The sequence below is a fragment of the Enterovibrio paralichthyis genome, from assembly GCF_019209835.1.
In the GTDB taxonomy this organism is placed as follows: Bacteria; Pseudomonadota; Gammaproteobacteria; order Enterobacterales; family Vibrionaceae; genus Enterovibrio; species Enterovibrio paralichthyis.
This window is the reverse complement of the sequence record NZ_JAHUTS010000024.1, coordinates 40,789-63,542: the sequence shown is the minus strand read 5'-3', so window position 1 is coordinate 63,542 and position 22,754 is coordinate 40,789. Positions and strand designations below refer to the sequence as shown.

The following is a 22,754-nucleotide window of genomic DNA, read 5'->3' as shown; positions in this document are numbered from 1 at the left end:
GAGGAAGCGATACATCATGTGTTGCCCATTAAGCGAGAAGAGCGAATATACCCGAGAGCCGTGAAGCCTAAGGCAAAGAAATACCCCAATAAAAAGAAAGCCAGTCAGCTTAACTGACTGGCATTAGGCTTGAAGCCCGTTTTTTTGTGTCCGGAAGAATCACTTACTTAGGAATGATGACGTTGTTTATGACATGAATAACGCCATTAGATGCCAAGATGTCAGTTGCCACCACGTTGGCGTTGTCCACTTAATTTGGAATGGATTACAAGTGCTGAAAATTAGGCAAAACAGCGTTACTCAATTCAGGATGCTTTGTTCAAAGAACGCCTTCAGTTCGTCCATAAAAACAGTGAAGCGTGTTGGAAGATACGCTCGGGTGCGATAGATGGCATAAATAGTGCCTTTGGAAAAATACTCGCCGTTGAATAGCTCAAGTAGCTCACCGGTTTCTAATTTTTCAACTACCTGCCCTTTGGGCACAAACGCAATGCCCATACCAGCGGTGGCTAGATTTATTGCTATATCAACTGAATCAGAAGAAATCCCACCGCCAACGTTCACCGAACCGCTATTGCCTTTACCATCTACCCAATGCCATGCCGAATTCGGGCGCGGACAGTTTGTATTGGTAATGCAAGCATGTAGCGCTAGGTCTATCGGCTGTGTTGGCTCTCCGTGAAGTTCAATATAGTCAGGTGACGCACAAAAAATGCACTTAAAGTGCATCAACGGCTTAGCGACCAATGAGAGGTCAGAAGGCAACATGGGAGACAGCATCACATCACAATCTGGCATCTCCGTCAGATCGGCAGGGTGTAATGTCGTTAGGCGAATATTCACATTAGGGTGGCGCTGTTTAAACGCTTTAAAGAAGGAGTCACTCAAAAAGCGCGCCATTGGGTGCAACAACCCTATGCTGATGTCCCCACGGATGGTTTCTGGGGAGTCGTGAATTCTCTCCAAGGTATTGTCTAGTCGCTCAAGTATCTGATGGCTGGTTTCCAAAAACATGCGCCCTTGCGGTGTTAAATGCATCTGGTTACCACCACGATGAAACAGGCGTACGTTGATAGCCTGTTCAAGCTGACTTATTTTTCGGCTTAACGTTGGTTGGCTTATCGACAGACACTCTGCCGCTTCAGTGAAGTTGAGCGTTTCGCTCAACACGCAAAACATGCGCAGAGAATCTATCGGAAAAGACATGAATTCAGCTCGAAGAATGGATCGCGCGGATACTAACACAATGCCGAAAAACGGACGAAGAAAATTGCCAAGTTAACATAGAGAGATCGAGTGTTTGCAATTGTGTTAAGTGCTTATATTACAATTAGATACTTCAGCACTAACCTATGTAGCCATCCCCAATTCGTAGCGCAGATCACCCTATGCAATTTATGCATAACGGCTATTCACCTTCTTTGATTTGCTTACTACGTCATATCCCTATACTCGCTGCCAATTAAAATCAAAAAGCAGTGTGATAATGAAACAGCACTTTTTAACTGCCACATTGGCATCTCTTTTTCCATTCACTTCACTAGCTAGCACCGTATCTCTTCCGCTTCCTGAAATGTATGGCAGCATCCAAGCGCAGGCGTCATGGCATGAAAATGCCGACTACACCACTGATATTGCACAGGCACAATTCGGCGTAGTGGGTATGGTTAAAGCAGATACAACATCTGTTCGCTACCGCTTGGAGGCGGAATATTCGGAGTCGATTGCTGAGACAGAAGACGATAACGATGGAATGATCAGCGAGGCCAATCTGGCTGTCATGAACCCCTTGTTTGGCGGAGCATTCATTGGCACAGGCACCACCGGGGCTTGGAATGATCTTTACAGCAAAGTAGACATCTTCAATAGCAACAATATGGAGCGCCACAGCAGTAATCTACTGTTTGGTGCCAAGCACTATGCCAATAACCAACTGGGCTTGATGACGCCATTCTATGGCCCATTCCAATTCAAAGCCGCGGTAGTGTCTGGCGATGAGTACAACGGCTCAGATATAGACACACTGGGCTTTCGAGCTATCTACAAACAGGACATCTTCAGTGTTGTTCTAAACCACTCTTTCACCTCAAAAGAAATGCTCAACAGCGCCAAAGAAGACGGCCAGCGCACGATCGTCGCCACCAGCTATAACCTTGGTAACCTCTACCTCGCCGCACTCGCAGAGTTTGATTACGACATGCCATTTGACGCACGCAATGTGTACGGCGTGTCAGCAAAGTATTCGCAGCACAACACCACGTACAGCCTTGGCTACCAGTACGCAGATTGGAAAGGATCGCGCGAAAATGAAGCCTTGTATTTAGCCAATGTTCGCCACGACTTTAACCCGAACATAGCCGTGTTTGTTGAAGGTGCTTTGTTTGATGAGGACGGCAAAAACCATCCCAAAAACACCATTGTTAAGGGTAACAACGTCAACCTCGGCCTCATCGTTTCTTTCTAACTATTCTCGAAGGGATACCCACTATGAAGCGTGCACTTTTCGCCATATTTCTTGGTGCAGCAAGCGTTCCAACACAGGCTGCAATCACAGTGTCTGATTGCGTGATCCGCGAACCCGCGCCGGGCAGTGACAAAACCGCTCTCTACTTCTCGGCGGTATATCAACCCAATGAGGAAACGGCAGCGCTTCGCCTGCCAAACCCAGAATCCTTATTTGGTGCCATAGTGCCAGAACTCACTGACTACACCGAACTGCACGACATGAAACACGTAGATGGTGTAATGACGATGCACCGCATCCCTCAAATCCCCCTTAAGCCAAAGCAAAGCATCACGCTAAAGCCAGGCGGTAAGCATGTGATGCTGTTCAATCTTAAAAAGCGACCTGTTGCAGGGGAAATCTACCCCGTAGAACTGCTTGTTGCATTCGACCCTGAAGTAAAGTGCAACGCTGTAGTGAAAACCTCTGCACAGATTAAGGCGGGTCAATAACCATGAAAGCGCTTTTTGAAGCCATTAAAAATGTAAAGGGCGCCGTCCTTGCCGTGCTGCTGCTTGCCGGTACCGGGCTGGGCCTTTTGGCTGCCTTGCCAGCGACTGAAGTGTTGCATGTTTTCAGCACCAACGAATTTTGTGCCAGCTGCCACACCATGGCGCCGATGGCAGAGACCTTTGCTGAATCCGTCCACGGCGGCAATAACTCACAAGGCTTTGTCGCGGACTGTGTGTCCTGCCACCTGCCTGACTCCAACGTGGTGGAAGAGCTGTACGTAAAAGGTACGTCTGGCATGCGCCACCTTTGGGGCGAATACGTGCTGCAGATGGATGCGCTCGACTACGAAGAGCTTCATCCGAAACGCACTGAGTATGTGTTCGATTCTGGCTGTGTGAACTGTCACCGCACACTGGAAGACCGTGCCAAGGTCGCCACCGAGACTTCACCGGTTTCAGACCAAACCCACAAGCTCGCCTTCGCGCGCAAAGACACCGACAAAGAATGGAAATGTTCAAGCTGCCACTTTGATATCGCTCACCCTGATCTGAAGCGCAACATGCGTCTGCGCCAGGAAGAGAAGATGCGCGAGATGGCTGCGTTACTGGGAGATGTAAACAATGGCTAAGGTATTCCAAAAGCCTGTATTTGCTGCAGTAGCAGTAGCGCTGGGGCTGGTCTCTGTTTCCGCCGTGGCGACAGAAAAGCGCATTGACATTGATAACGGCTACGAAGATTACACCATCAACCGTACACCGGCTGACTTGTCCACTACGGAACGACAAATCGCCAACCGTACCATTTATGGCTGTTATCTCGGCTGTCACCGCCCAGCAGTGGAAGAAGTACCAGAAACCCTAAGCCCGAAACTGGAAGGATTTAACCCTCAGTACTTTTACAATCAGCTGGTGGACATGGATATCGAGCGTCAGGCCGGCGTGTCATCTCAGATGAAACAGATGGTATACACCGTAACGCCAAAAGAGATTGCAGATGTAGCACTAGTGTTGAGCGAGCGGACCATGAAGTGGAACCCACGCCCAGAAGCACTTGAAAGCGAGGCTTTTGCGCGTGGTAAACAGAAATACGATGCTAGCTGTAAGATGTGTCACGGCGAGCAAGGAGCCAGCACCAACCCGGCCTACCCGCCACTGAAAGGCCAGATGCCTGCGTATGTTTTCGAGCAGCTCACCGCCTATCGCGATGGCAAACGCACCAACCGTCAAGCCGCCATCATGGTACCGTTTGCAAAAATGCTAAGCGAAGACGACTACGCAGATATCACGGCTTATGTAACCGGTATGTTCTACCAGCCAATCGAGCGTAAAGAGTTCATCACCGGCATCGGTATGCCTTCACCCGAAGGCTTTAAATTACCAGACACCGGCCAGATTCAGAACTTCATTGATAAGAAAGGTGAAGACAGCGACTATCCACGAAATCCCTTGAGCTATACCATCAGCCCATCAGGAAAAACGGTGTTGGACAACAATACCAAGCTGATGTGGGAGCGAGATTCCTCACGCATCTGGATGACAGCGGTGGAAGGCGAAAAGTACTGTGACGACCTCAGCATCGACGGCTTTGACGATTGGCGATACCCGCTAATGAAAGAGCTGCAATCGATCACAGACCTCGGCGAATTCCGTCCGGCAATCAACACTGACGCCTTCCTGAATATGCCGCGGATGAGTTCTGGACTATGGGGCTTCCCAGTCAGTGACCACCCTGATCATGCTTGGCACATCGGTTTTCCTGATGGGCACATTATGGGTCAGCACACTGCCTCGACCAAGCTAGTTCGCTGTGTGCGCGCTGACAATGGCGCGGCGTATCACAACATGTCATACGTAGATAACCAGGACGGGACGGTAACAGAAAAAGTCACCAACCGTATGTGGCAACAAAACATCGACTACCAACGTCGCAACTGGTGGGACTCGCTGGAGTATTGTGAAAACCTAGATTACGCGGGCTACTCAGACTGGCGTCTGCCAAACATCAAAGAGCTGGTGTCGATTGTAAACTACAACAAAACCTCTCCGGCGATTGATGAGGAGTTCTTCCCGAACACACCAATCAAATACTTCTTCTGGAGCAGCACCAGCGATCTTCCAGGACCAACCCTGTTTGTCCGACCTTTGCCACCTCGTAAGAAGTTCCACACAGCAGAAATGTTAGATCTGCGCAGTGATACAGGTAATGCAGCTTGGGCTCAGGGTTACTTCATCGGCTCTGGACTGGGTATGAACAAAGATACCGAGTTCTACACCCGCTGTATCCGTAACCCATAATCTTGGTACTAAAACATGCCCCCAACCTTGGGGGCATTGGAGTTTCTATGGCTATTAAAAAATTCGCGGCACTCGCATTGCTGCTGATCAGTGCGAGCCCACTCGCTGATGAACCGGGCCGTTATGACGATGGCGCGCGCTGGGCGTTTATCTCAGATAAAACCTCCTCGCGGGTTGCGGTCGTTGACACCTTCAACCACACCCACGTCGACACCTTAACCCTGAAAGCCATCCCAACTACGATGGAAGTTTCCGACGTGCAGGACATGCTGATCTACATCGACGGCAAAACGCCGCAGGTCTACATCTATGATCTGGTTGAAAAAACGCACTGGACGATGGGCGTGGACTCTATTCCGTACTCCATCACAATCGCCCCCGATGGCGCACGGGTGGCGGTCGGTCTGAACAACAAATTGGTGATGATGGAGCCGCTGACCAAACGCAGTCTCGAAACTATCGCGCCGCTTGCCCAACCTTACAGCGTCAACTTCGATACCGGCGGCTACAACCTCTACATCACTGAGCAAGATAGCGGACACACCTTGATCTGGCGTGTGCATGATGCTGCATCCAAGGAGTTGCAGCTAGGCAGCGGCGGTGCAGTGTCTGAAGTCACCCTGTCACCAGATGCCCGCTTGGTGATGGTGAGCGACCTGACCAAGAACACCGTCAACGTCTGGGATCTGTTTATGGAGCAGGAATTTGCCAATATTGAACTGGCCGATACCCCGTGGCGCCCTTATGTCAGCTCAGACAGCGAGCACATGATTTTAGCAGCGGAAAACGGTCAGGGGAAAGTGGTGAATACCTGGAGCGGCCAGACCGTCAAATCAGTCGATTTCAAAGACAAAACCACCGAAATCCGCACCGGCTGGCTGGAATCTATCGGCGTTGTCGCCACCCAGTCAGGTCTGAACGTGTTTAACCTCACTGACGATAAACCGGCCAAGAATTTCCCGCTTGATGCCCCACTGGGCGACGTGGTTGTAGTATCGGATTCCAAAACCCTGTTTGCCACCCAAGCCAACAGCAGCAAGCTTTTGGTGGTCGATTTACGTTTGGAGAGCCTGCTGCCTGAGTTGGATACCGGCCTGAAGTCTCCCCATCTTATTGCGATGGGTCTGACCAACACTATCTGTCACTAAGGAGTTGAATATGGACGGTAAATTTGCCGTATTGTCTCGCATTGTTACCTTTAACATTGTGCTGATGGCAGTGATGCTCTTCAGTGCCAATGCGGTTTCCGCGCCTCTGGCTTTCACGTTAAAAGAGGCAAAACGCGGTGAAGTCACGGAAAAAAGCTGGCCGGGGCAATACCTGTTTATCGCTGTGGGCTATACCTCCTGCCCTGAAATTTGCCCAACGACAGCACTGGATATGGCTGGCGTGATGAACCGCCTGGGTGATAAGGCCAATATGGTAACGCCGCTGTTTATCTCTATTGACCCTAACCGTGACACCGCGGAAAACCTGAGCCAGTACGTGCAGTACTTCCACCCAAAGCTGACTGGATTGGTTGGCACTGAAGCACAGACCAAGGCAGCCGCGAAATCTTTGCGTGCTACCTATGGCTATTCGCGTGACGGCAAGCCGGTGTATCCGCCGCTCCCCGCCCTGTATGAAGTGTTCCATTCCACCTATCTCTATTTCTTCAGCCCGGATGGCGAGTTGCTGGATGTATATGGCTACGGCGATGGCGCAGAGAAAATCGCGGCAAAAATGCTGCCACTACTGAACGAGGCAAAGCAATAATGCGCAGGCTAATTTTCAGCTTAGTGCTTTTACTCGGCACAATAAGCAGCTCTCAGGCTGCAGAATGCCCCACTCCTGCCCCGTTTGCGGCGGTAGAGAACAACATTGCATTGCCGGAGGTGCTGACCGATTTACCCAAGGCCAGGATTCAGCTTATCAACCTGTGGGCAATCTGGTGTGCTCCTTGTCGTAAAGAATTACCCATGCTGGCGTCACTTAAAGCCTCGTTAGCGGACGCGCCAGAAGTCGGCGTTCAGGGCGTGCATGTCGGCGCATTGACGGAACACGTTACCGATACGCTTGCAAAACTCGGCGCAGAGTCGTTTGGGACGGCTTCTGTAGAAGATTTACGCGCCTTCCAACCGCTCAGCATCCATGGTTTGCCCACATCCCTATTGGCGGTCAATGGCAAGGTGGCATATATCGGCGCAGGGTATCTCGGTGAGGACACAACACCTTTCAGAGAATGGTTGCTTTGTTTGGAGGAGAGTTCGGAAAAATGAAAAAATCAGCGATAACATTCGGTATTCTGATGGCATCTGTTTTGAACTTCACATTTTGCACCCCGGTATTGGCTGCGGAGGATGCGCTGTTTACACAGGGAAAGGCTTTGTACGAAAACCCCGGTCGCGGTGGTTGTATGCAATGCCATGGCGCAACGGGCAACGAGCCGGTTATTCCGCTTTACCCCAAGATTGGCGGTCAGTCGGAGATGTACCTTAATAACCAGCTGATGGATTACAAAAACAAGAAGCGCCAGAACGGATTGTACGTGCCAATGGAAGTGGCAATGCAGCCTTTCAGTGCGGAAGAAATCAAAGCCATGGCTCTCTATTTAGCACGACAGGATAGCTTCTGATTTGGATGAACGACTATTCGCGGCTGTCACACATCGATAAATAGTGCTGGAAGGACTTCATTTCATCCGCATCGAAATACTCCTCCAGCACACAACAGTGCTGCACACGGTCAACCCGGAAATTTCGGTATTCATCACGAAGCTCACACCAGGCCACCAGCGTCCAGACCTTGCCCCAGAACACCTGCCCTAGCGGGTGTATGATTCGCTGCGTACTCTTACCCTCGCCGGTTTGGTAATCAATCCGCACTTTGCGCTTATCCGCCGTTGCCAAACGCAAAAGCTCTGCATGATCTGCACAGGCGGTTTCTATGTGAAAAGCCGGTACTGCAAGGGGAAAGGCATCGATTTGCGCTTTAAGTGTTTCCGGTAACACCGAATGGATTTTACGCGAAGCAGACTCTGATGCCGCAGCGAGGCGTTTGTCCGACCAAGCCCGCACCATGCGCATGCCAAGCTCAATCGCCATCATCTCTTCTTCAGTGAACATCAGTGGTGGCAGGTGTGAGCCTTTCCCAAGCAGATAGCCAATACCGGCCTCCCCTTCAATGGGGACGCCGGAAAGTTGCAGCGACTGAATATCGCGGTAAATCGTGCGCTCGCTGACAGACAGCTCTTCGGCCAACGCCTTAGCCGTCACCGCGTAACGTTTACTACGCAGCAGGGTTAAAAGCTCAAACAAGCGCTCCGATTTACTCATGTCCTCTCCCTGTTAGGCCGATGCACACTCGCCCATTGCATTCATTTTGACCCGTTCGTGGGACATCACAACCGAATTTTCTTCGATATGGGAAACCATCTGCTGCGCCGATTCGTGTTTCATAAAATCGTCAAACGCTGCCTTGGCACTTTCCATATCTTGCCAGTAAGTGATGTCTGTCCATTCCTGTGTTTCTTCATTCACGCTCAGCGAGCGGTACAGGAACCCCCCACTCTTGGTAATAAACGACAGAGTGGATTCTGAATCAGCCAGAAAGCGCTGAACATCGGCACCGGCTTTCAGTTTGAATTTCACAGACTCGATAACGTTTTCCATGGTGTTCTCTCCTTTTGTTTGGGGTCAGGAAAAGCTTACTGACACCTACTGACAGAACCTGTCAGGAGAGTTTCTCTGAGGGGGATAGCTCGGTATACTTGGCCGCTTCAAAGCACTAAAAGATCAAGAAATCGATGTCGTTAAGTCCTGAATTAGAAAGTTTGCTCGAGCCAGTGTGCGAGTTCCTGCACTGCGAAACGCCACAGGCGTGGATTGATGAGGCAATTAAGCCGGAAAATGAAACTATCCTGCTGCGCGATCATGCCAACTGCGAGTTGAATGCTTTTGTGTGCAAGTGTGATTGATTTCATAAAACCTCCAGAGCAGCGCGTATCGACACTCCTTCGACTCACCTCTCAGAAATCACAATAGGTTCTTCCTAATTTTCCATTCTCAATCTTGATATTTTGATTAATGCCTCAATATACATGAAGTATCATATATTGGAGATTATCAATGCGCTTTTCCGAGTATTTTGAGTTAGGCAGAACCCAAGCGTATTTGGATTTTGTAGATATTCCGTTAAATACCGATCTAGCGGTATTTCTAGATCCTAGCTCTATCAAATCTCTCGACTCCGATTGGGGACATGAGCTTTCTTCTTTACTGCAGACTTTCTTCGAAACTGTTCTTCGTTCAATTCGAAATGGAGAAGATAGAAAAGCTAAAGCACTCCTAGCATCATTGAAGGAAAGTAACGAATTCCACTTGGGCTATTCAGCAGGTAGATCAAGAGGTCACGGTTTTGGTACTAATTCGGCAGATACCGTATGGAGTGCTTTGACCAAAAGTAAAGCTGCCAGCTCTGGCTTACTGAGAGATTTAGAAGATACCGCCCTACTAATACCGGGAGTGGGCACAGACATGATATCTGATGCGGTTTGCAACATTCTTCGTGGACCTTTAATCTTATACACACAGCACATCTGCAGATACCACGGCATAGAACTGACTAAAAACGTCGCATCAGGTCCTATCTGGAACCCTCAGTTAGAGATTTGGGAAGAAGCAATGGTTGACCTCCCTGTAACTCGTGAATATGGCAAAGTTATACTTGTGCCTAAAATTCTTGTGAGGAGCAAAATCAGCTATCACTCAAACGAATACTACAGTCACTTTTTACTTCCTGAAATGCAGAGAGAGCACTTAGAGATTCAAAGTCCTCTTGTAGAATCTCTTAAAAATGGCCGACTAAGAGTAACCAAAAAAAAATTGGTACAAAAATACGGTAAGGACAAGCTGGCCATTGTCAATCAAACCATAGAAAAACCATATGTCTTAGATGAATACCGAGAGCAAAAAGCTGAAAATCCACCGGAGCCGCTTTCTCATTCTCAATTTGCCGAAATAGAATCAACTACTCTCCCTGATTTAGATTCGTTGCTAGAAGACCTGAAACGTCTTCCTGTAGGCGCAAAGTACGCCGGAGAATATGAAGACATAGTTGAAAAAATATTCTCAGTGATTTTTTATCCTTCTCTTTGTAGCCCTACAAAGCAACACAACATTCATCAAGGAAGAAAGCGCATAGATATTACATATATCAACGAGGCAAAGAATGGATTTTTCTATTGGTTGTCACAACACTACACATCACCAAAAATATTTATCGAATGCAAAAACTACGGTAAAGAAGTCGGAAATCCAGAAATTGATCAACTGTCCGGAAGATTCTCACCAAGCAGAGGAAAGGTAGGTATTTTAGTATGCAGGTCAATTGAGAATCGCGAACGATTAACTTTAAGATGTGTCGATACTGCAAAGGACGATAGAGGTTACATTATTGCATTAGACGATTTAGACATTGAATTGCTGGTTCAAGAGTATAAGGACGCAGGAGAAAAGCAAAATTTCATCTATTTAAGGAAAGCATGGAATGCTTTAATCGACTAAATATAAAAAGGACACTAGTTTTGGTGTCCTTTCTTAATATGAATGAAAAAGTGGCAAAGATTTTAACGTATTAATATTCAAGTTTTCTAATGAACTTATCATACTTCCTTGGTAATACACTGTAAGCACCCCATAAGTCGATCTTTGCAGCCGGAATATTTTTACCTTCAAAATATGGCAATGTGGAAAAAATTAGATACCTACCAACACAGGTAGCATCTAACCGCTTCCTTTTATCAAGCTCGGGATTTGTGTAAAGCTTAAATATATTCCCCCCTGATTCCAATTCAACAACATGACGATAGCTTAGCTTCCGATACTCTCTAATTTTCCCAAAAAATAGCGTTTCTTTTCTGGGAAGTACGTCAGTAATCTTATTCGTTGAATATAGCTGATCTGAAAGCAGCATAGGATACTGAGAGTTAGGGAAGTAAAAGCCTTTAGTCAAATTATCTGGAAAGTCCTTACATAAGGCCATTACAGTAGTGATATTTGAAGGAGTATTAAACTCTTTTCCTCTGTGTCGGGATATTGGAACCTCAGTATCCGGTCCTTTCTCATCTTCAACAGCGGTTTTCGAATATTCGTCATCCTCGCTTATATCATCTGTACCAGAGGGAGGAAACTCTCGCCAACCACTCACGACAATAAGATTCTTATCCTCAATGGCTTTCCTTGCCTCTTCCTCATTTACATAGTTTAAGCCTTCTGGTGACTTTACTCTCCATATGCAACTTTTACTATTCGGATACAGCTTAGAACTTTTGTGTTTAAAATGTGCAGTTATGTTGTTGGCGGACACGCCCGTAATATTTGGAGTTCGGCTCAAAGGCGACGCGCATTTAGGACAAAATATTTTTCCTTTCATTGCCATCGAAAAATCTTCTGGGACAACCTCCGTTGACATTCCTTTCAGTTCTTCCAATGTGTTGATGCCATATTTCCAAGTTACAGAGTAATAACCAAAAACGATTCTGTGCTTACGTTCATCCATACTTTCTCCACCAGTAAATCGAACACCTGTCGTATTAGTTATCTAACACTAAAATAACCTCATGAACAGAAAGCAATACATTTAGTGGGTGAATTTTGAGATTTTTATCTCGTTTATGCAGGTTGCGATAAGAGCAATAAAAAGAGTAGCGGGCTAGGTTCCCGCTACTTTGAATGGCGTATAGAAATATTAGTATTAAACGGTAGGGCGACCACTGTGAAACTTAAAGTCACAGTCATTGCTTTCTATCAACTCCGCTTCTATCGCCAAGAAAAAGTTAACACGTTGCGAAATGTCATTGTTTGCAACTTCTCCAGCCAGAGTCAGGTAATCTTGGTAGTGTCGTGCTTCAGAGCGGAGTAGTGACACGTAGAAACGTTCCATTTTGTCGTCTAGGTGTGGTGCCAACATAGCGAACCTTTCACATGAACGCGCTTCAATGATAGCCCCAATAATTAGCTTATCAATAAGGGCTAACGGCTCATGGTGCGCGACATGTTTCAACAATCCTTTGGCATATCTACTCGCTGGTATTGCCTTATAAGCAATACCTTTGTCATTCATAATTTCTAAAACCTGATAAAAGTGGTGTAATTCTTCCTTGATTAATAGAACCATTTTGTCGACCAAGTCTCCCGCGTAGGTACAATTCGCCCGCAAAGTAATACTTTTAGAAGCAGTACTTTTGCCTTTTAGCGTTTCAATCGTACCTATGCCTTTGTAAGCAAAATCTTCGTAGATTTTGATCCAAGATTGAAGGCTCTGAGAGGTTTCTTCGTCTACCGCGTACTTGCGAACCAAAAACAAAGCACTTTGAGCAGCTTTCAACTCGCACAAAAGATGGTCAGTCAAAATAACGTTGAGATTCTCTGGTTTTTGGGCTTCAACTACCCACTCTCTTGGTGTCTCACAATGAAGAAATGCTTTTATCGGAGCTAATAGATGTTGGTATAGCATGTCGTGGATTCGATATTTAACAAGGCAGCAATGCTAGCACACTCTCCTCTTTTTCGACAAAAAGCGTTGCTTTTAAGCAAGTCAGAAATTGTGAGCTACAAGGAGAAAGAGCCCATCGCGATGTAAACATGGGCTCTTAACAGTATAACTTTAGGTCCAAATGTTTGTTGCCAAGGCAACAAAAATAGCGTACCGCGACAAGATCTCCGGTTATCCTATTGTTTTTATGAGGCTTTTAGGAAACATTGCTGTCCCACTTCTCTCCCTAGGCACCTTCGCTTAGTTCGGTCTGTCCTATCATAAGAATTAGTCGATTCACACCATGATCTTACCTCTAACAATGATAAGCATCGGATTGGCTTAAATTGATAAAGTTCCCCTGTGTATTCATCAACAAAGTTATGTTTATAAGGGTAAAGAGCATAATCGGCTCTGCACATTTTAGCCCACTTAATTGCTTTTGCATGGCTCCCAGTATTGTACATCGCTTCCATGAACATTCTCTGCCAGCCATTACGAAAACAGAAAAAGTGAGGACTCAGCATTCGCATACGATTTCCATGTACGTCTTCAACTACTCTTAACAAGTCATTTTTTATAAGGTCACCAAATAACCGTTGAATTGCACTTTTTGATTTTCCAGACAAAGCCTCCATCTCTCGAAAGCTAACGTCTGAGAAGCAATTATCATGTTTATCAAACAACCTATTACTTCCTCTAAGCTTGAGATTAATTAGCTCAAAAAGAAGATTGAACTTTCTATTCCCGATCATAGATTTACATACCTAGACCTTGATGTTTTTTCCCTTCACTCCCATATAAAATAAAGTTAATATCAGCAGAGATATACTGATAGACCACTCTCTTATTATTTTCATATTCCTTGATCACAAGATCCAAGATTTCTTTTGCTTTCTTCTTCTTTCTGGTATTAGTATTTTTATCAGACAAAAATAGATTCATGTATTTTATGAACGTATCAAAATCGTTGAGTTCAAGTGCCTCAATAGCTAGCTCAAAGTAAGACTTAGAGCAGGATAGCTCCTTTCGAGAGCTACCTTCCTCACTCAAAGCATGTAAAAGTTTTTCTTCAAAATTCATTCGTGTAGCTCTCCCAACACTCTAAAAGGAAAATTTTCATTAGAATATCGCTATCAATACCCTCTTCTTTTCGATAGCTAAAAATTCCATTATATCCATGCGCAAAGGTATCAACCTCGAACTTAACAGTTTTAAAGTAATACTCTTGGTCTATGGTAAGATCGAGACCGCTACAGATTCTTTCTTGAATGACTTTTAAAATCGAAGCTTTAAAGACATTTCCACAAAATCTCTCCTTGCTTTCAATTACATTCAAAACGGAAATTAGTTTTGACTTGCTGCTAATCATGATAATCAAGATCCAAAACGTCACCCATTGAGTACTCCAAAACCTCCACCATGTTTCCATTCCATCTGTTTTTAACATTAAAAAATGCATTTCTAAGTTTTCGTCTATCATTGTTATCAACAACAACTTCTCTGTTTGTTGCAACAGACTCTTCAATTCTTTCGATGAATTTAATAACAATAGGAACATCAGAATTTTCAAACTTAAGTTCTTTCAGTAATCTAATCCATTCTAAACGTTGCATGAGATACAACTGCTCACACATTTTGGAAATACTTTCTAAACTTGACATAATACCTCTTCAAAAATATTAATCTCATTTCTTATCTACATAATGCAGCACAAAAAGATCGCCAGTCAACAATTATTCCATTTGTCAACAAGTAAATGACCTAAGTTTTTGTTAAAACCTTTTAGGAACAATATTTTGTGAAATTTCAAGCTAAAGCGAATAATATTTAAGCTATTTAATTCAATAAGTTAACAACACTCCAGCCTGCCCGCACTATCAAATTCATCATATTCAACGATGCATCAAGTATCATTTACATATTTACAAATGCTGGCATGAGCAAAAATTGACCAATTACATATTTACAAATGACTTGGCCTAAACTTAAGCTAAGGATTACCGATTCCAACTTTATTCTTTCTCAGTTTAACCTTAGCATCTGAATATATTTCACCCACTTCCATTACGTCATTTTGATTTCTAATAAAAGCATCTTTTATTTCTAATTCAAGTGCAAGCTTATCTCTTTCAAATTTTTCTCTATATTCCTTTGCTCTGTAACCGAACTTTAACTTCAATTCTTTCTCTTTTATTCTCACGTGCTTTTCTATTCTTTTTATTAGATTTTCAATTTTATCTTCTAAAATTTTTTCTTTTGCCAAACCAATCTCTATTTTTAGTTCTTCTTTATAGCTATTAACAAGACTTTCTTTTTCAGATTCAATTTTACTATAGAATTCAGATATCTTTACATGCGAAGACTTGCAGCCATGTTTTGGAGGCACAATATCAAAGAACTCTTTCATATGGGAGAAATATGACTTTTGTAGATCGGAAAGTTGCTTCTTTCCAAATGTATCACGAGCTGAAAGTCTAACCTTTCCATTTATTGAAGTTAGAGGGACAATCAAAGCATGAATATGGGGTGTCTTCTCATCAAGATGCAGCGTTATTGCCAAACACCTTTTACCAAATTTCTTATTTAAAAAGTTTTTAGCTTCTCTCGCAAAAGCATCTATATCTGATTTTTCTTTTATAACATCCCCTGACAACCCAATCACCGCATCCATAGCGATAACTGCGTTTTTTCTTGGTTTTATCCCATAAGCGTTCAATATATGTTGAACACGATCAGAATACCTGTAACACCCCTTTAAAACTCTATTTGATTTATATCTATTCGGGTCAGCATTTGGCGTTAGAGAAAACCTGTTAACATGGCATGATGATTTATTTAGTTCTGCATAGCTCTTGATTTTTGAAAATCGGAGAATTGTAGTGGCCATTTACTTAAATAATAAAACAATGACACACCTTCACAAAACAATTTTGTATACTCACTATACAAACTCCGTTTGTGTGAGCTTTTGCAAGCAAAAGAAAACCCCCTAATCGGGGGTTTTATTACTCTGAATCCTCAAGCATTAAAGTATCTACTGTGAATGCATTACAAGGATAACTATAGTTTTTTCCTAAAGCCTTCCATCTATAGGACTTTGTTTTTCTACAGTATCCGGTATATGTCCATTCTGGAGCATTATTTTCAAACCCGATAGTGTTTAACGTATTCTCACCAATAACAATTTTAAATTTCAGTTTCTGCATTTCGACGTTAAAGCTTTGAGGTTTAAAAACCAGTTCATCCGATTCTTTCGATATAAAAAGTTTATCTTGAGCTTTAATTGAACGTTGCAACTCGGCCTTCTCACTCTCAAGCTCTAGAATTGCATCATCCGTTTCTGCCATCAATTCCAGAAAAATACGTACATTTTTGCTTTGTTCAAGGTAACTTTTATACGTATTTTTTTCCTCTAGCAACTTACCTCGGAGGCTGTTCAACTCCTTTTCGATTTGACCTAGCCTCAGGGTACTTTCCGCTGATACAGTTCGTTGAGTATGCAACCTACTTGCTCTTTTTCTTACCAAATTAAACATATACAAATGGACCAAAGAGTAAGGAAATGTGGCCGTTTTTCTCGAGCACGATTTTGACCTACGATGGTTGCTACACCTAAACAGCGGTAATGTATCGCCTGTTTGCTGGATGGACATGCCACCTCCGCATATTTCACAGATTACTAAGCCTCTTAGAGGCCATTGACGATCTTCTTGGACGTTTTTTACTAAACGTGAATCTAGAACCTGCTGCGCCATTGTGAAGGTCGCCTCATCAACCGCTGGCTCATATACTTTACAATCACGCCAATAGCCTTTAGCCACCTCTGACTTAATAATCCTTGTGACTGATGATGGGTCCATGTTTTGAGCAAACTTTTCGTCTGGATATTTTGCTCGGAGCTTCTTTATTATCGCTGTTTGACCGAACCCATCAATGTACCAATTAAATATATCTTTTACCGCAATATGGTGTTCATTTAGACGTCCATCTTTATCCAACCAAAATCTGCGACGCATTCTTGGCACAATTCCCAGCTTGGCTTCTCGTTCACGCTTTTCATAACTTCCGCGCACTTTCGCCGAACGCCACTCAGAGTCTCGAAAGGCACTCTCTATTTCCACTAGTAGCTTGATGCGCTGCGGCAAGTTGTTGATCGTTTCTGGTGTATATAGCTGATTATCACGCACAGTTACCAGCGTTACCCCCGCAGCCCAGATGCGGCGTAACAGCTCCTCCGTTTTATCAATGTTTTGCCTTGATAATCGAGAAAATTGTTCCACTAAGATCAACGTACCATTCGGGATAAAGCCATCTTCGATTGCTTGAAGTAAGCGCCCCAGCGAACCTTTCTCGACATTGCTGCCGTTCCAAGCAGAAATCGCCTCATCGACAAAGCTATCAATAACCACAACATCTTTGTTCATAGCCAGCCAAGCTCTTTGAGCATCGGTTTGACGTTCTAAAGAACTGTTGTTTATTTGCCTTTCGCTGCTAAATCTCTGATATGTAACAGCATAACGCGGCGTCAATTCGTTCACTATTTGGCCTCACATTACTCTAAGGTCGCGCAATATACATGAGTTGCACAAAGAGGCAAATAGTGAATTGAAAGCCAGCCAGACCGCCATGTGGCTGATCCGCAAATACGCCATTGATGCGTCGAGCGGCGCCTTGTTGCTGGAATGGGCAAAGCCTTACGAGGATTTTGTTTACCGCGGTATGCGTGATGGTATTTTCCACGCCACCAAAAATGGTTTAAGTGCGCCGCTGAAACCAAAAGCGGGCTTTGAACACGGTCAGGATCTTATCGACAAAATGGTACGCCTCATTAAAGAGGAGTTTCACCATTTCGAGCAGGTAATCGAAATCATGGATGCGCGGGACATGCCGTACCGTCCGCTGAACGCAGGCCGCTATGCCAAAGGGCTGATGTCTGCAGTTCGCACCCATGAGCCCGCCATGCTGATCGACAAGCTCATCATAGGTGCTTACATCGAAGCGCGTTCCTGCGAGCGTTTTGCCAAAGTGGCGCCGTATTTGGATGAAGAGCTGCGTAAATTTTATATTTCCCTGCTGCGTTCGGAAGCACGCCATTACCAAGACTATTTGAAGCTGGCAGCCGCCATTGCAGGTGGTGATATCAGTGACCGCATCAAAGCCATTGGTGAAAAAGAAGCCGAACTTATCCAAGCACCGGACGACATGTTCCGGTTCCACAGTGGCGTGCCAACTCTGGCAGCCTAATCAACTCACAAGCCATGGATATACCTAAACGACCTGAAGATGCTCGCATTCAGAGGTCGTTTAGGTATATATCCGTGGCTTGTTTCTTAATTTCAGTTCTGGTACTTGCGGATACTCGTATTGTTCGATAAATAAGCATCAGGAACTGAACAGAAAGGGAACACTATGTTCAAGAAATTGAAGGCATCTTTAGGCATTGGCGGTGCGACCGTGGATACGGTGCTGCACAACGAGTCACTCTATCAGGGCGAAACCTTAAGAGGCACAGTGAACATTAAAGGTGGCGGCGCAGAACAGGAAATTGATGCCATCACCCTTAAGCTCTGCACTGAAGTAAAGGTAGAGTCGGATTCCGGCGTCAGTTACCAGCCATTTGTACTCGGCCACCTTCGCGCTAACGATCCATTCGTTATCCAGCCCGGCGAAGAAAAGCAGGTTCCGTTTGAGTTCAAACTCCACGACGAAACGCCAATCACAGCGGTAAACACCCGCAACAACCAAAGTCACGTCTGGATTGAAACCACGCTGGATATCGACTTTGCCATTGACCCGACTGATCGCGACCACCTGCAAGTCCGTCCCCTGCCTTCTGTGCAACGTGCGATGAACATTCTGGAACGTGAAGGCTTCAAAATGGTAAAAGCCGATGTAGAAAAAGGACAACTGCGCGGCAACGGTTTCACTTCGCAGTCCGGCTGCTATCAAGAACTAGAGTTCCAAAGCAGTGGCATGTTCAGCCGCAAAGAAATCGAGCTGTCGTTTATTCTGAGTGGCAGCGTTATTCACTGCCTTGCGGAGATTGACCGCTCGTTCGGCCGTGGCGATACCTACCGCTCATTTACCCTCTCCCGTGACGCGTCTGAAGGTGAAGTTGAGCAAGCCCTGGCGGCAGTACTAACCGTCTGATTTACAATGCGTGAAAAACGAAAAGCCTGCGAGTGCAGGCTTTTTACGTTTATGGTATTTATTGATTACCAGTAAGCATCAAGAAAAGTGCTGTCATCAAACGTCCGGCATTCAAAGAACGCATCATGGCCGATTTCATTTTTGCAGTGCACTGTCGTGATTAAAGTGTCATCACTCCATACTGATTTGTAGTTGTCGTCATCAAAGCCACAATCGGCATGGTAGAAACTCTCAGCCTGCGCAATACAGTATTTGAATGCTTCATACTCCCCGCCCCGCGCATCAAGCATCGATTTTTTGGCAGCTAATTCTTCATCAATATCTGCCATATGCGCTTTGTCTGGAAAGGGCAGAGACTTAATTGCGGCGCCAGACACTGAAAAAGTCCGTGATACCCAGGCTTCTTCGTGGATAGTGCCTGAAAATGAAATGGGGAGGTGTTGCAGATATTTAAGGTCAATATCCGTGAACTTTTCATAGCCTTGCGGATATTCCAGCGTAAACGTCTCCTTACCTACTTTTACAATGAGCGAGGCTTCGTTGGCCGTTTCAATGATCCCTTCAAGGTTTTTGAATACCGTACCATCGCATTCAAAACTGTACTTTCCGCGGTCAAAACAGCTTTCCACGAATGTCTCGCCATCCATGTCCTTGCTGCAACCAAACAGAAAAAAGACTGACGCTAAAACAACTATTCCCTTCGCCATTATGTGATATCAGTTCCACTTTTATTATTGTCGTGATTTTCATACACCCTGATAAAGCATGGCAACAGCATAAAAATTGCAGTGTGATCTTACGCACACATTGATACTGTAACCAACTGTAAAGACGTTGCTTTTTCATCCAGCTTTGCACGCTGAAAATGCAGTCGATTTTCTATGTGCGTGTACGTCCAACTTACTTTTTAGCCCCGCCCGCCAATCTATCTACAGAACGCATACTAGACGACTGGTCTAATCGTGTGTAAGGTAGTGCCCATGAATACAGAAACACACTCAACCCGCCAGCACATTCTGGATGTAGGTTATCAACTGATCGTTGAGAAAGGCTTTTCAAACGTTGGGCTTGCACAATTGCTGAGCCACGCAGGCGTGCCGAAAGGATCTTTTTATCACTACTTTAAATCCAAGGAGCAATTTGGCGAGGCTCTTATCAGCGAGTATTTCAGCCAATACAAAGAGCGGTTGGATATCTTGTTCAGTGACCCTGATAAAAGCGGCTTCGACAAACTGATGGGCTATTGGATGAATTGGCTCGAGGTAAATGACGGCCGCTGTGGCAGTCAGCGTTGCCTTGTAGTAAAGCTCTCTGCTGAAGTGTCAGACCTGTCTGAGTCAATGCGTTTGTCGCTGCTTAATGGCGCGAGCAATATCACCACCATGGTTGCCAATTGCGTGCAGCAAGGTATTGATGACGGCTCAATCAAGGTTGCAGACGCCACAACGACTGCCAGCCAGCTTTATCAGCTTTGGATTGGTGCGAGCCTTATCAGCAAGCTCAGCCAGAGCACTGACCCCTTGCACTCAGCGTTGAAAACCACGGAGCTTCTGCTCCAGGGCAAAAACGCATTTTAATCAAAAACGGGGCATCCGCGCCGTACCAAAACCGCCACATTGAGATGGCGGATTTTTTTAAACCATCACTAGACGACTGGTCTAATTGAAAGGAAAGTGAATTATGTCAGCTTCTTTAGAAAATAACCGAATCGTTCTTGCATCCCGCCCTGTTGGCGCGCCTGTTACCGATAACTTCCGCATTGAATCCCAGCCTTTGCCGAGCGTAAATGAAGGTGAAGTGCTTCTGCGCACCATTTATCTTTCGCTGGATCCGTACATGCGTGGCCGTATGAGTGATGCGAAATCTTACGCCGATCCTGTGGAAGTCGATGATGTGATGGTCGGCTCAACCGTGTGTCAGGTGGAAGTATCAAATCACCCTGATTTTGAAGTGGGTGAATGGGTACTGGCATACACGGGTTGGCAAAGCTACGCCGTATCGAATGGCGAAGGCCTGTTGAAACTGGGCAAATCCCCTTCTCACCCATCCTACGCTTTAGGTGTAATGGGCATGCCGGGCTTTACCGCGTATATGGGTCTGCTCGATATTGGTCAGCCGAAACAGGGGGATACCCTGGTGGTGGCTGCAGCAACAGGGCCAGTCGGCGCTACTGTTGGTCAGATTGGTAAACTAAAAGGCTGTAAAGTGGTTGGTATTGCCGGTGGTGAAGAAAAATGCCGCCACGCAGTTGAGACGCTGGGTTTTGATGTCTGTATTGACCACAAAGCCGATGACTTCGCTGAACAGCTCGCCGCCGCCTGTGACAAGGGTATCGACGTTTATTACGAAAACGTTGGCGGTAAAGTGTTCGATGCGGTTTTGCCTCTGCTCAACACAGGTGCACGCATTCCAGTCTGCGGCCTGATTTCCCAATATAACGCCACAGAGCTGCCTGAAGGCCCAGATCGCATGTACATGCTGATGGGTACCCTGCTGGTTAAACGCATCAAGATGCAAGGTTTCATCATCTTTGATGATTACGGTCACCGCTATGACGAATTCGCGACCGATATGTCGAAATGGCTGGCAGAAGGCAAAATCCAGTACAAAGAACAGGTTGTCGACGGATTGGAAAACGCACCGCAAGCCTTTATGGGGCTGCTGGAAGGGAAAAACTTCGGCAAGCTGGTAATCAAAGTTGCCGATCCGCTATAAAGCCACGCTGCGAATTTGAGAATCTCTCTAAATGCCCGTTTGGATTTTTCCAAACGGGTATTTTCTCACTGAGTCACTGTTTATACCCTACTAGATTACACTCTATTGAGGTAATCCTTGCAGGAAGCACAAGATGACGAAGAACGGGATCATTCTATTTTTCACCCACCTGTTTACCCTGATTATCGGCTTTGCCGCAGGGATTTACGCCCTTCCGATCTTGATTGCGCCTGAAGGGCCGTCTGTTGAAGTGATTGAAACGTCCAACAACAACGCCACCTTTACCGGCGAATTCAGAAAAGACCTTATCGACAGCGACACGTTCCATTGGGGAGAAGGGGTTGTTACCATCAGCCCAGACACCATATCCCTGATTGGTGAACTGGCGCCGGGGCCTGACTACAAGCTCTATCTTTCCCCGCAGTTTGTTGAAACAGAAGCTGACTTCAACCGGCTGAAACCCCAAATGCAGCGGGTGGGCGATGTCAAAACCTTCGAAAACTTCTTGGTCAATGTGCCGCAAAACATCGACCCAGCCCAATACAACACCGTGGTGATTTGGTGTGAATCGTTTGGTGAGTTTATTACTGCGGCGCGCTATCAGTAGCAATACACACATCTACCCATTCAGAACAATTCGAATGGGTTTCCAGCTCTTCAATCGTCAGCCTGATTGCGGAATTTGATGCACCCGCTGCAGGAATCACCTCGGCATGTTTCTTCAGCGAAGCATCCAGATAGACAGGAACATTCTGCACCAATCCAAAGGGGCATACTCCACCTACTGCGTGACCGGTAACATCCAGAACCTCTTCCGGGGTCAGCATTTTGGCCTTCTTCCCAAATCGTTGTTTGTACTTCTTGTTATCAATTCTTGATGCACCGGAAACAACAATCAAAATCGGGTCTTCCTGCACTTTGAAAGAAAGCGTCTTGGCGATTTGATCCGGCACCACCTGATGTGCTTTGGCAGCTTCATCCACCGTCGCCGTCGACACTTCCATCACCTCGATACGGTGGTCGATGCCCTTTTGCGAGAAATAATCCCTTACTGCTTCTAACGACATGTTTCGTCCCTGTGATTCCATTCCAAACAGACAAGCATTGTAGTCTGAAAACAATCA

At 45.5% G+C, this 22,754-nt stretch carries 25 protein-coding genes and 3 pseudogenes; 15 read left to right on the top strand and 13 right to left on the bottom strand.

Annotated elements, in window-relative coordinates:
• Positions 1-163 precede the first annotated feature (163 nt).
• Both KU854_RS20315 and KU854_RS20310 read right to left on the bottom strand, forming a co-directional pair.
• A pseudogene (locus KU854_RS20315) lies at positions 164-250 on the bottom strand (fasciclin domain-containing protein); the annotation flags it as partial.
• Positions 251-300: 50 nt separating this feature from the next.
• Positions 301-1,206 (bottom strand): LysR family transcriptional regulator, encoded by a 906-nt coding sequence (locus KU854_RS20310; protein WP_255555662.1) that lies wholly within the window; start codon positions 1,204-1,206, stop codon positions 301-303.
• Positions 1,207-1,486: 280 nt separating this feature from the next.
• Between KU854_RS20310 and KU854_RS20305 the strand changes: the two genes are divergently transcribed.
• The 8 genes from KU854_RS20305 to KU854_RS20270 are packed head-to-tail and all read left to right on the top strand — an operon-like array spanning position 1,487 to position 7,864.
• Positions 1,487-2,464: a porin gene (locus tag KU854_RS20305; RefSeq protein ID WP_218360153.1), complete on the top strand. Its 978-nt coding sequence runs from the start codon at positions 1,487-1,489 to the stop codon at positions 2,462-2,464.
• Positions 2,465-2,487: 23 nt separating this feature from the next.
• The gene (locus tag KU854_RS20300; protein WP_218360152.1) at positions 2,488-2,955 is read left to right on the top strand and encodes a copper chaperone PCu(A)C; all 468 of its coding nucleotides are present in this window, start codon (positions 2,488-2,490) and stop codon (positions 2,953-2,955) included.
• A 2-nt stretch (positions 2,956-2,957) separates the two neighbouring features.
• The gene (locus tag KU854_RS20295) at positions 2,958-3,584 is read left to right on the top strand and encodes a cytochrome c3 family protein (protein WP_218360151.1); all 627 of its coding nucleotides are present in this window, start codon (positions 2,958-2,960) and stop codon (positions 3,582-3,584) included.
• Complete coding sequence (locus KU854_RS20290; protein WP_218360150.1) at positions 3,577-5,250, top strand: Lcl domain-containing protein; 1,674 nt, start codon at positions 3,577-3,579, stop codon at positions 5,248-5,250. Before KU854_RS20295 ends, KU854_RS20290 begins: the two co-directional genes overlap by 8 nt.
• A gap of 47 nt (positions 5,251-5,297) precedes the next feature.
• Positions 5,298-6,398: a YncE family protein gene (locus KU854_RS20285; RefSeq protein ID WP_218360149.1), complete on the top strand. Its 1,101-nt coding sequence runs from the start codon at positions 5,298-5,300 to the stop codon at positions 6,396-6,398.
• Between the two features lie 10 nt (positions 6,399-6,408).
• On the top strand, positions 6,409-7,005 hold the full coding sequence (locus KU854_RS20280) for an SCO family protein (RefSeq protein WP_218360148.1): 597 nt from the start codon (positions 6,409-6,411) through the stop codon (positions 7,003-7,005).
• On the top strand, positions 7,005-7,508 hold the full coding sequence (locus KU854_RS20275) for a TlpA family protein disulfide reductase (protein ID WP_218360147.1): 504 nt from the start codon (positions 7,005-7,007) through the stop codon (positions 7,506-7,508). Before KU854_RS20280 ends, KU854_RS20275 begins: the two co-directional genes overlap by 1 nt.
• Positions 7,505-7,864: a c-type cytochrome gene (locus KU854_RS20270; RefSeq protein ID WP_218360146.1), complete on the top strand. Its 360-nt coding sequence runs from the start codon at positions 7,505-7,507 to the stop codon at positions 7,862-7,864. Before KU854_RS20275 ends, KU854_RS20270 begins: the two co-directional genes overlap by 4 nt.
• 13 nt (positions 7,865-7,877) lie before the next feature.
• On the opposite strand, the gene KU854_RS20265 is transcribed toward KU854_RS20270, so the two are convergent.
• Positions 7,878-8,564 (bottom strand): helix-turn-helix transcriptional regulator, encoded by a 687-nt coding sequence (locus KU854_RS20265; protein ID WP_218360145.1) that lies wholly within the window; start codon positions 8,562-8,564, stop codon positions 7,878-7,880.
• 12 nt (positions 8,565-8,576) lie between these two features.
• A complete protein-coding gene (locus tag KU854_RS20260) occupies positions 8,577-8,900 on the bottom strand; it encodes a hypothetical protein (protein WP_218360144.1) in 324 nt (107 codons plus the stop codon).
• Between the two features lie 134 nt (positions 8,901-9,034).
• Between KU854_RS20260 and miaE (KU854_RS20255) the strand changes: the two are divergent.
• Both miaE (KU854_RS20255) and KU854_RS20250 read left to right on the top strand, forming a co-directional pair.
• A pseudogene (gene miaE / locus KU854_RS20255) lies at positions 9,035-9,184 on the top strand (tRNA isopentenyl-2-thiomethyl-A-37 hydroxylase MiaE); the annotation flags it as partial.
• A 172-nt stretch (positions 9,185-9,356) separates the two neighbouring features.
• Positions 9,357-10,793, top strand: a complete 1,437-nt coding sequence (locus KU854_RS20250; RefSeq protein ID WP_218360143.1) for a restriction endonuclease — start codon at positions 9,357-9,359, stop codon at positions 10,791-10,793.
• A 70-nt stretch (positions 10,794-10,863) separates the two neighbouring features.
• On the opposite strand, the gene KU854_RS20245 is transcribed toward KU854_RS20250, so the two are convergent.
• From KU854_RS20245 to KU854_RS20215, 7 genes are all read right to left on the bottom strand, one after another.
• Positions 10,864-11,787: a hypothetical protein gene (locus KU854_RS20245; protein ID WP_218360142.1), complete on the bottom strand. Its 924-nt coding sequence runs from the start codon at positions 11,785-11,787 to the stop codon at positions 10,864-10,866.
• A 195-nt stretch (positions 11,788-11,982) separates the two neighbouring features.
• Positions 11,983-12,744: a tRNA isopentenyl-2-thiomethyl-A-37 hydroxylase MiaE gene (miaE, locus tag KU854_RS20240; protein ID WP_218360141.1), complete on the bottom strand. Its 762-nt coding sequence runs from the start codon at positions 12,742-12,744 to the stop codon at positions 11,983-11,985.
• Between the two features lie 777 nt (positions 12,745-13,521).
• On the bottom strand, positions 13,522-13,845 hold the full coding sequence (locus KU854_RS20235; protein WP_218360140.1) for a hypothetical protein: 324 nt from the start codon (positions 13,843-13,845) through the stop codon (positions 13,522-13,524).
• Entirely contained in the window at positions 13,835-14,134 is a 300-nt protein-coding gene (locus KU854_RS20230) for a hypothetical protein (protein ID WP_218360139.1), read from the bottom strand. Before KU854_RS20230 ends, KU854_RS20235 begins: the two co-directional genes overlap by 11 nt.
• Positions 14,127-14,426, bottom strand: a complete 300-nt coding sequence (locus KU854_RS20225) for a hypothetical protein (protein WP_218360138.1) — start codon at positions 14,424-14,426, stop codon at positions 14,127-14,129. Before KU854_RS20225 ends, KU854_RS20230 begins: the two co-directional genes overlap by 8 nt.
• Before the next feature lie 329 nt (positions 14,427-14,755).
• Positions 14,756-15,652: a MobV family relaxase gene (gene mobV / locus KU854_RS20220; RefSeq protein WP_218360137.1), complete on the bottom strand. Its 897-nt coding sequence runs from the start codon at positions 15,650-15,652 to the stop codon at positions 14,756-14,758.
• 118 nt (positions 15,653-15,770) lie between these two features.
• Positions 15,771-17,303 carry a recombinase family protein gene (locus tag KU854_RS20215; RefSeq protein ID WP_336245271.1) on the bottom strand — a complete coding sequence of 511 codons (1,533 nt, stop codon included), beginning with the start codon at positions 17,301-17,303 and terminating at the stop codon, positions 15,771-15,773.
• Positions 17,304-17,346: 43 nt separating this feature from the next.
• Here KU854_RS20215 and miaE (KU854_RS20210) point away from each other — a divergent pair.
• A pseudogene (gene miaE / locus KU854_RS20210) lies at positions 17,347-18,009 on the top strand (tRNA isopentenyl-2-thiomethyl-A-37 hydroxylase MiaE); the annotation flags it as partial.
• 165 nt (positions 18,010-18,174) lie between these two features.
• Positions 18,175-18,915, top strand: coding sequence for a sporulation protein (locus KU854_RS20205; protein ID WP_218360136.1), 741 nt, complete (start codon positions 18,175-18,177; stop codon positions 18,913-18,915).
• A 65-nt stretch (positions 18,916-18,980) separates the two neighbouring features.
• On the opposite strand, the gene KU854_RS20200 is transcribed toward KU854_RS20205, so the two are convergent.
• Complete coding sequence (locus tag KU854_RS20200; protein WP_218360135.1) at positions 18,981-19,622, bottom strand: hypothetical protein; 642 nt, start codon at positions 19,620-19,622, stop codon at positions 18,981-18,983.
• A gap of 273 nt (positions 19,623-19,895) precedes the next feature.
• On the opposite strand from KU854_RS20200, the gene KU854_RS20195 reads away from it, so the two are divergent.
• The 3 genes from KU854_RS20195 (at position 19,896) to KU854_RS20185 (ending at position 22,237) form a co-directional block, all read left to right on the top strand.
• Positions 19,896-20,492 carry a TetR/AcrR family transcriptional regulator gene (locus KU854_RS20195; RefSeq protein WP_218360134.1) on the top strand — a complete coding sequence of 199 codons (597 nt, stop codon included), beginning with the start codon at positions 19,896-19,898 and terminating at the stop codon, positions 20,490-20,492.
• Between the two features lie 103 nt (positions 20,493-20,595).
• Positions 20,596-21,630 carry an NADP-dependent oxidoreductase gene (locus KU854_RS20190; protein ID WP_218360133.1) on the top strand — a complete coding sequence of 345 codons (1,035 nt, stop codon included), beginning with the start codon at positions 20,596-20,598 and terminating at the stop codon, positions 21,628-21,630.
• Between the two features lie 133 nt (positions 21,631-21,763).
• Positions 21,764-22,237 (top strand): DM13 domain-containing protein, encoded by a 474-nt coding sequence (locus KU854_RS20185; RefSeq protein WP_218360132.1) that lies wholly within the window; start codon positions 21,764-21,766, stop codon positions 22,235-22,237.
• On the opposite strand, the gene KU854_RS20180 is transcribed toward KU854_RS20185, so the two are convergent.
• Positions 22,215-22,697, bottom strand: a complete 483-nt coding sequence (locus KU854_RS20180) for a YbaK/EbsC family protein (protein WP_218360131.1) — start codon at positions 22,695-22,697, stop codon at positions 22,215-22,217. The genes KU854_RS20185 and KU854_RS20180 overlap by 23 nt on opposite strands.
• Between the last annotated feature and the right edge of the window lie 57 nt (positions 22,698-22,754).

What these genes read in the sequence shown, in the direction of transcription:
- KU854_RS20190 (WP_218360133.1), top strand. Translation starts at nt 20,596, where the DNA reads ATGTCAGCTTCTTTAGAAAATAACCGAATCGTTCTTGCATCCCGCCCT.
- KU854_RS20310 (WP_255555662.1), bottom strand. Translation starts at nt 1,206, where the DNA reads ATGTCTTTTCCGATAGATTCTCTGCGCATGTTTTGCGTGTTGAGCGAA.
- KU854_RS20295 (WP_218360151.1), top strand. Translation starts at nt 2,958, where the DNA reads ATGAAAGCGCTTTTTGAAGCCATTAAAAATGTAAAGGGCGCCGTCCTT.
- KU854_RS20180 (WP_218360131.1), bottom strand. Translation starts at nt 22,697, where the DNA reads ATGTCGTTAGAAGCAGTAAGGGATTATTTCTCGCAAAAGGGCATCGAC.
- KU854_RS20285 (WP_218360149.1), top strand. Translation starts at nt 5,298, where the DNA reads ATGGCTATTAAAAAATTCGCGGCACTCGCATTGCTGCTGATCAGTGCG.
- KU854_RS20230 (WP_218360139.1), bottom strand. Translation starts at nt 14,134, where the DNA reads ATGATTAGCAGCAAGTCAAAACTAATTTCCGTTTTGAATGTAATTGAA.
- KU854_RS20260 (WP_218360144.1), bottom strand. Translation starts at nt 8,900, where the DNA reads ATGGAAAACGTTATCGAGTCTGTGAAATTCAAACTGAAAGCCGGTGCC.
- KU854_RS20200 (WP_218360135.1), bottom strand. Translation starts at nt 19,622, where the DNA reads ATGGCGAAGGGAATAGTTGTTTTAGCGTCAGTCTTTTTTCTGTTTGGT.
- KU854_RS20280 (WP_218360148.1), top strand. Translation starts at nt 6,409, where the DNA reads ATGGACGGTAAATTTGCCGTATTGTCTCGCATTGTTACCTTTAACATT.
- KU854_RS20250 (WP_218360143.1), top strand. Translation starts at nt 9,357, where the DNA reads ATGCGCTTTTCCGAGTATTTTGAGTTAGGCAGAACCCAAGCGTATTTG.
- KU854_RS20290 (WP_218360150.1), top strand. Translation starts at nt 3,577, where the DNA reads ATGGCTAAGGTATTCCAAAAGCCTGTATTTGCTGCAGTAGCAGTAGCG.
- KU854_RS20300 (WP_218360152.1), top strand. Translation starts at nt 2,488, where the DNA reads ATGAAGCGTGCACTTTTCGCCATATTTCTTGGTGCAGCAAGCGTTCCA.
- KU854_RS20265 (WP_218360145.1), bottom strand. Translation starts at nt 8,564, where the DNA reads ATGAGTAAATCGGAGCGCTTGTTTGAGCTTTTAACCCTGCTGCGTAGT.
- KU854_RS20275 (WP_218360147.1), top strand. Translation starts at nt 7,005, where the DNA reads ATGCGCAGGCTAATTTTCAGCTTAGTGCTTTTACTCGGCACAATAAGC.
- KU854_RS20225 (WP_218360138.1), bottom strand. Translation starts at nt 14,426, where the DNA reads ATGTCAAGTTTAGAAAGTATTTCCAAAATGTGTGAGCAGTTGTATCTC.
- KU854_RS20235 (WP_218360140.1), bottom strand. Translation starts at nt 13,845, where the DNA reads ATGAATTTTGAAGAAAAACTTTTACATGCTTTGAGTGAGGAAGGTAGC.
- KU854_RS20205 (WP_218360136.1), top strand. Translation starts at nt 18,175, where the DNA reads ATGTTCAAGAAATTGAAGGCATCTTTAGGCATTGGCGGTGCGACCGTG.
- KU854_RS20270 (WP_218360146.1), top strand. Translation starts at nt 7,505, where the DNA reads ATGAAAAAATCAGCGATAACATTCGGTATTCTGATGGCATCTGTTTTG.
- KU854_RS20185 (WP_218360132.1), top strand. Translation starts at nt 21,764, where the DNA reads ATGACGAAGAACGGGATCATTCTATTTTTCACCCACCTGTTTACCCTG.
- KU854_RS20305 (WP_218360153.1), top strand. Translation starts at nt 1,487, where the DNA reads ATGAAACAGCACTTTTTAACTGCCACATTGGCATCTCTTTTTCCATTC.
- mobV (WP_218360137.1), bottom strand. Translation starts at nt 15,652, where the DNA reads ATGGCCACTACAATTCTCCGATTTTCAAAAATCAAGAGCTATGCAGAA.
- miaE (WP_218360141.1), bottom strand. Translation starts at nt 12,744, where the DNA reads ATGCTATACCAACATCTATTAGCTCCGATAAAAGCATTTCTTCATTGT.
- KU854_RS20245 (WP_218360142.1), bottom strand. Translation starts at nt 11,787, where the DNA reads ATGGATGAACGTAAGCACAGAATCGTTTTTGGTTATTACTCTGTAACT.
- KU854_RS20195 (WP_218360134.1), top strand. Translation starts at nt 19,896, where the DNA reads ATGAATACAGAAACACACTCAACCCGCCAGCACATTCTGGATGTAGGT.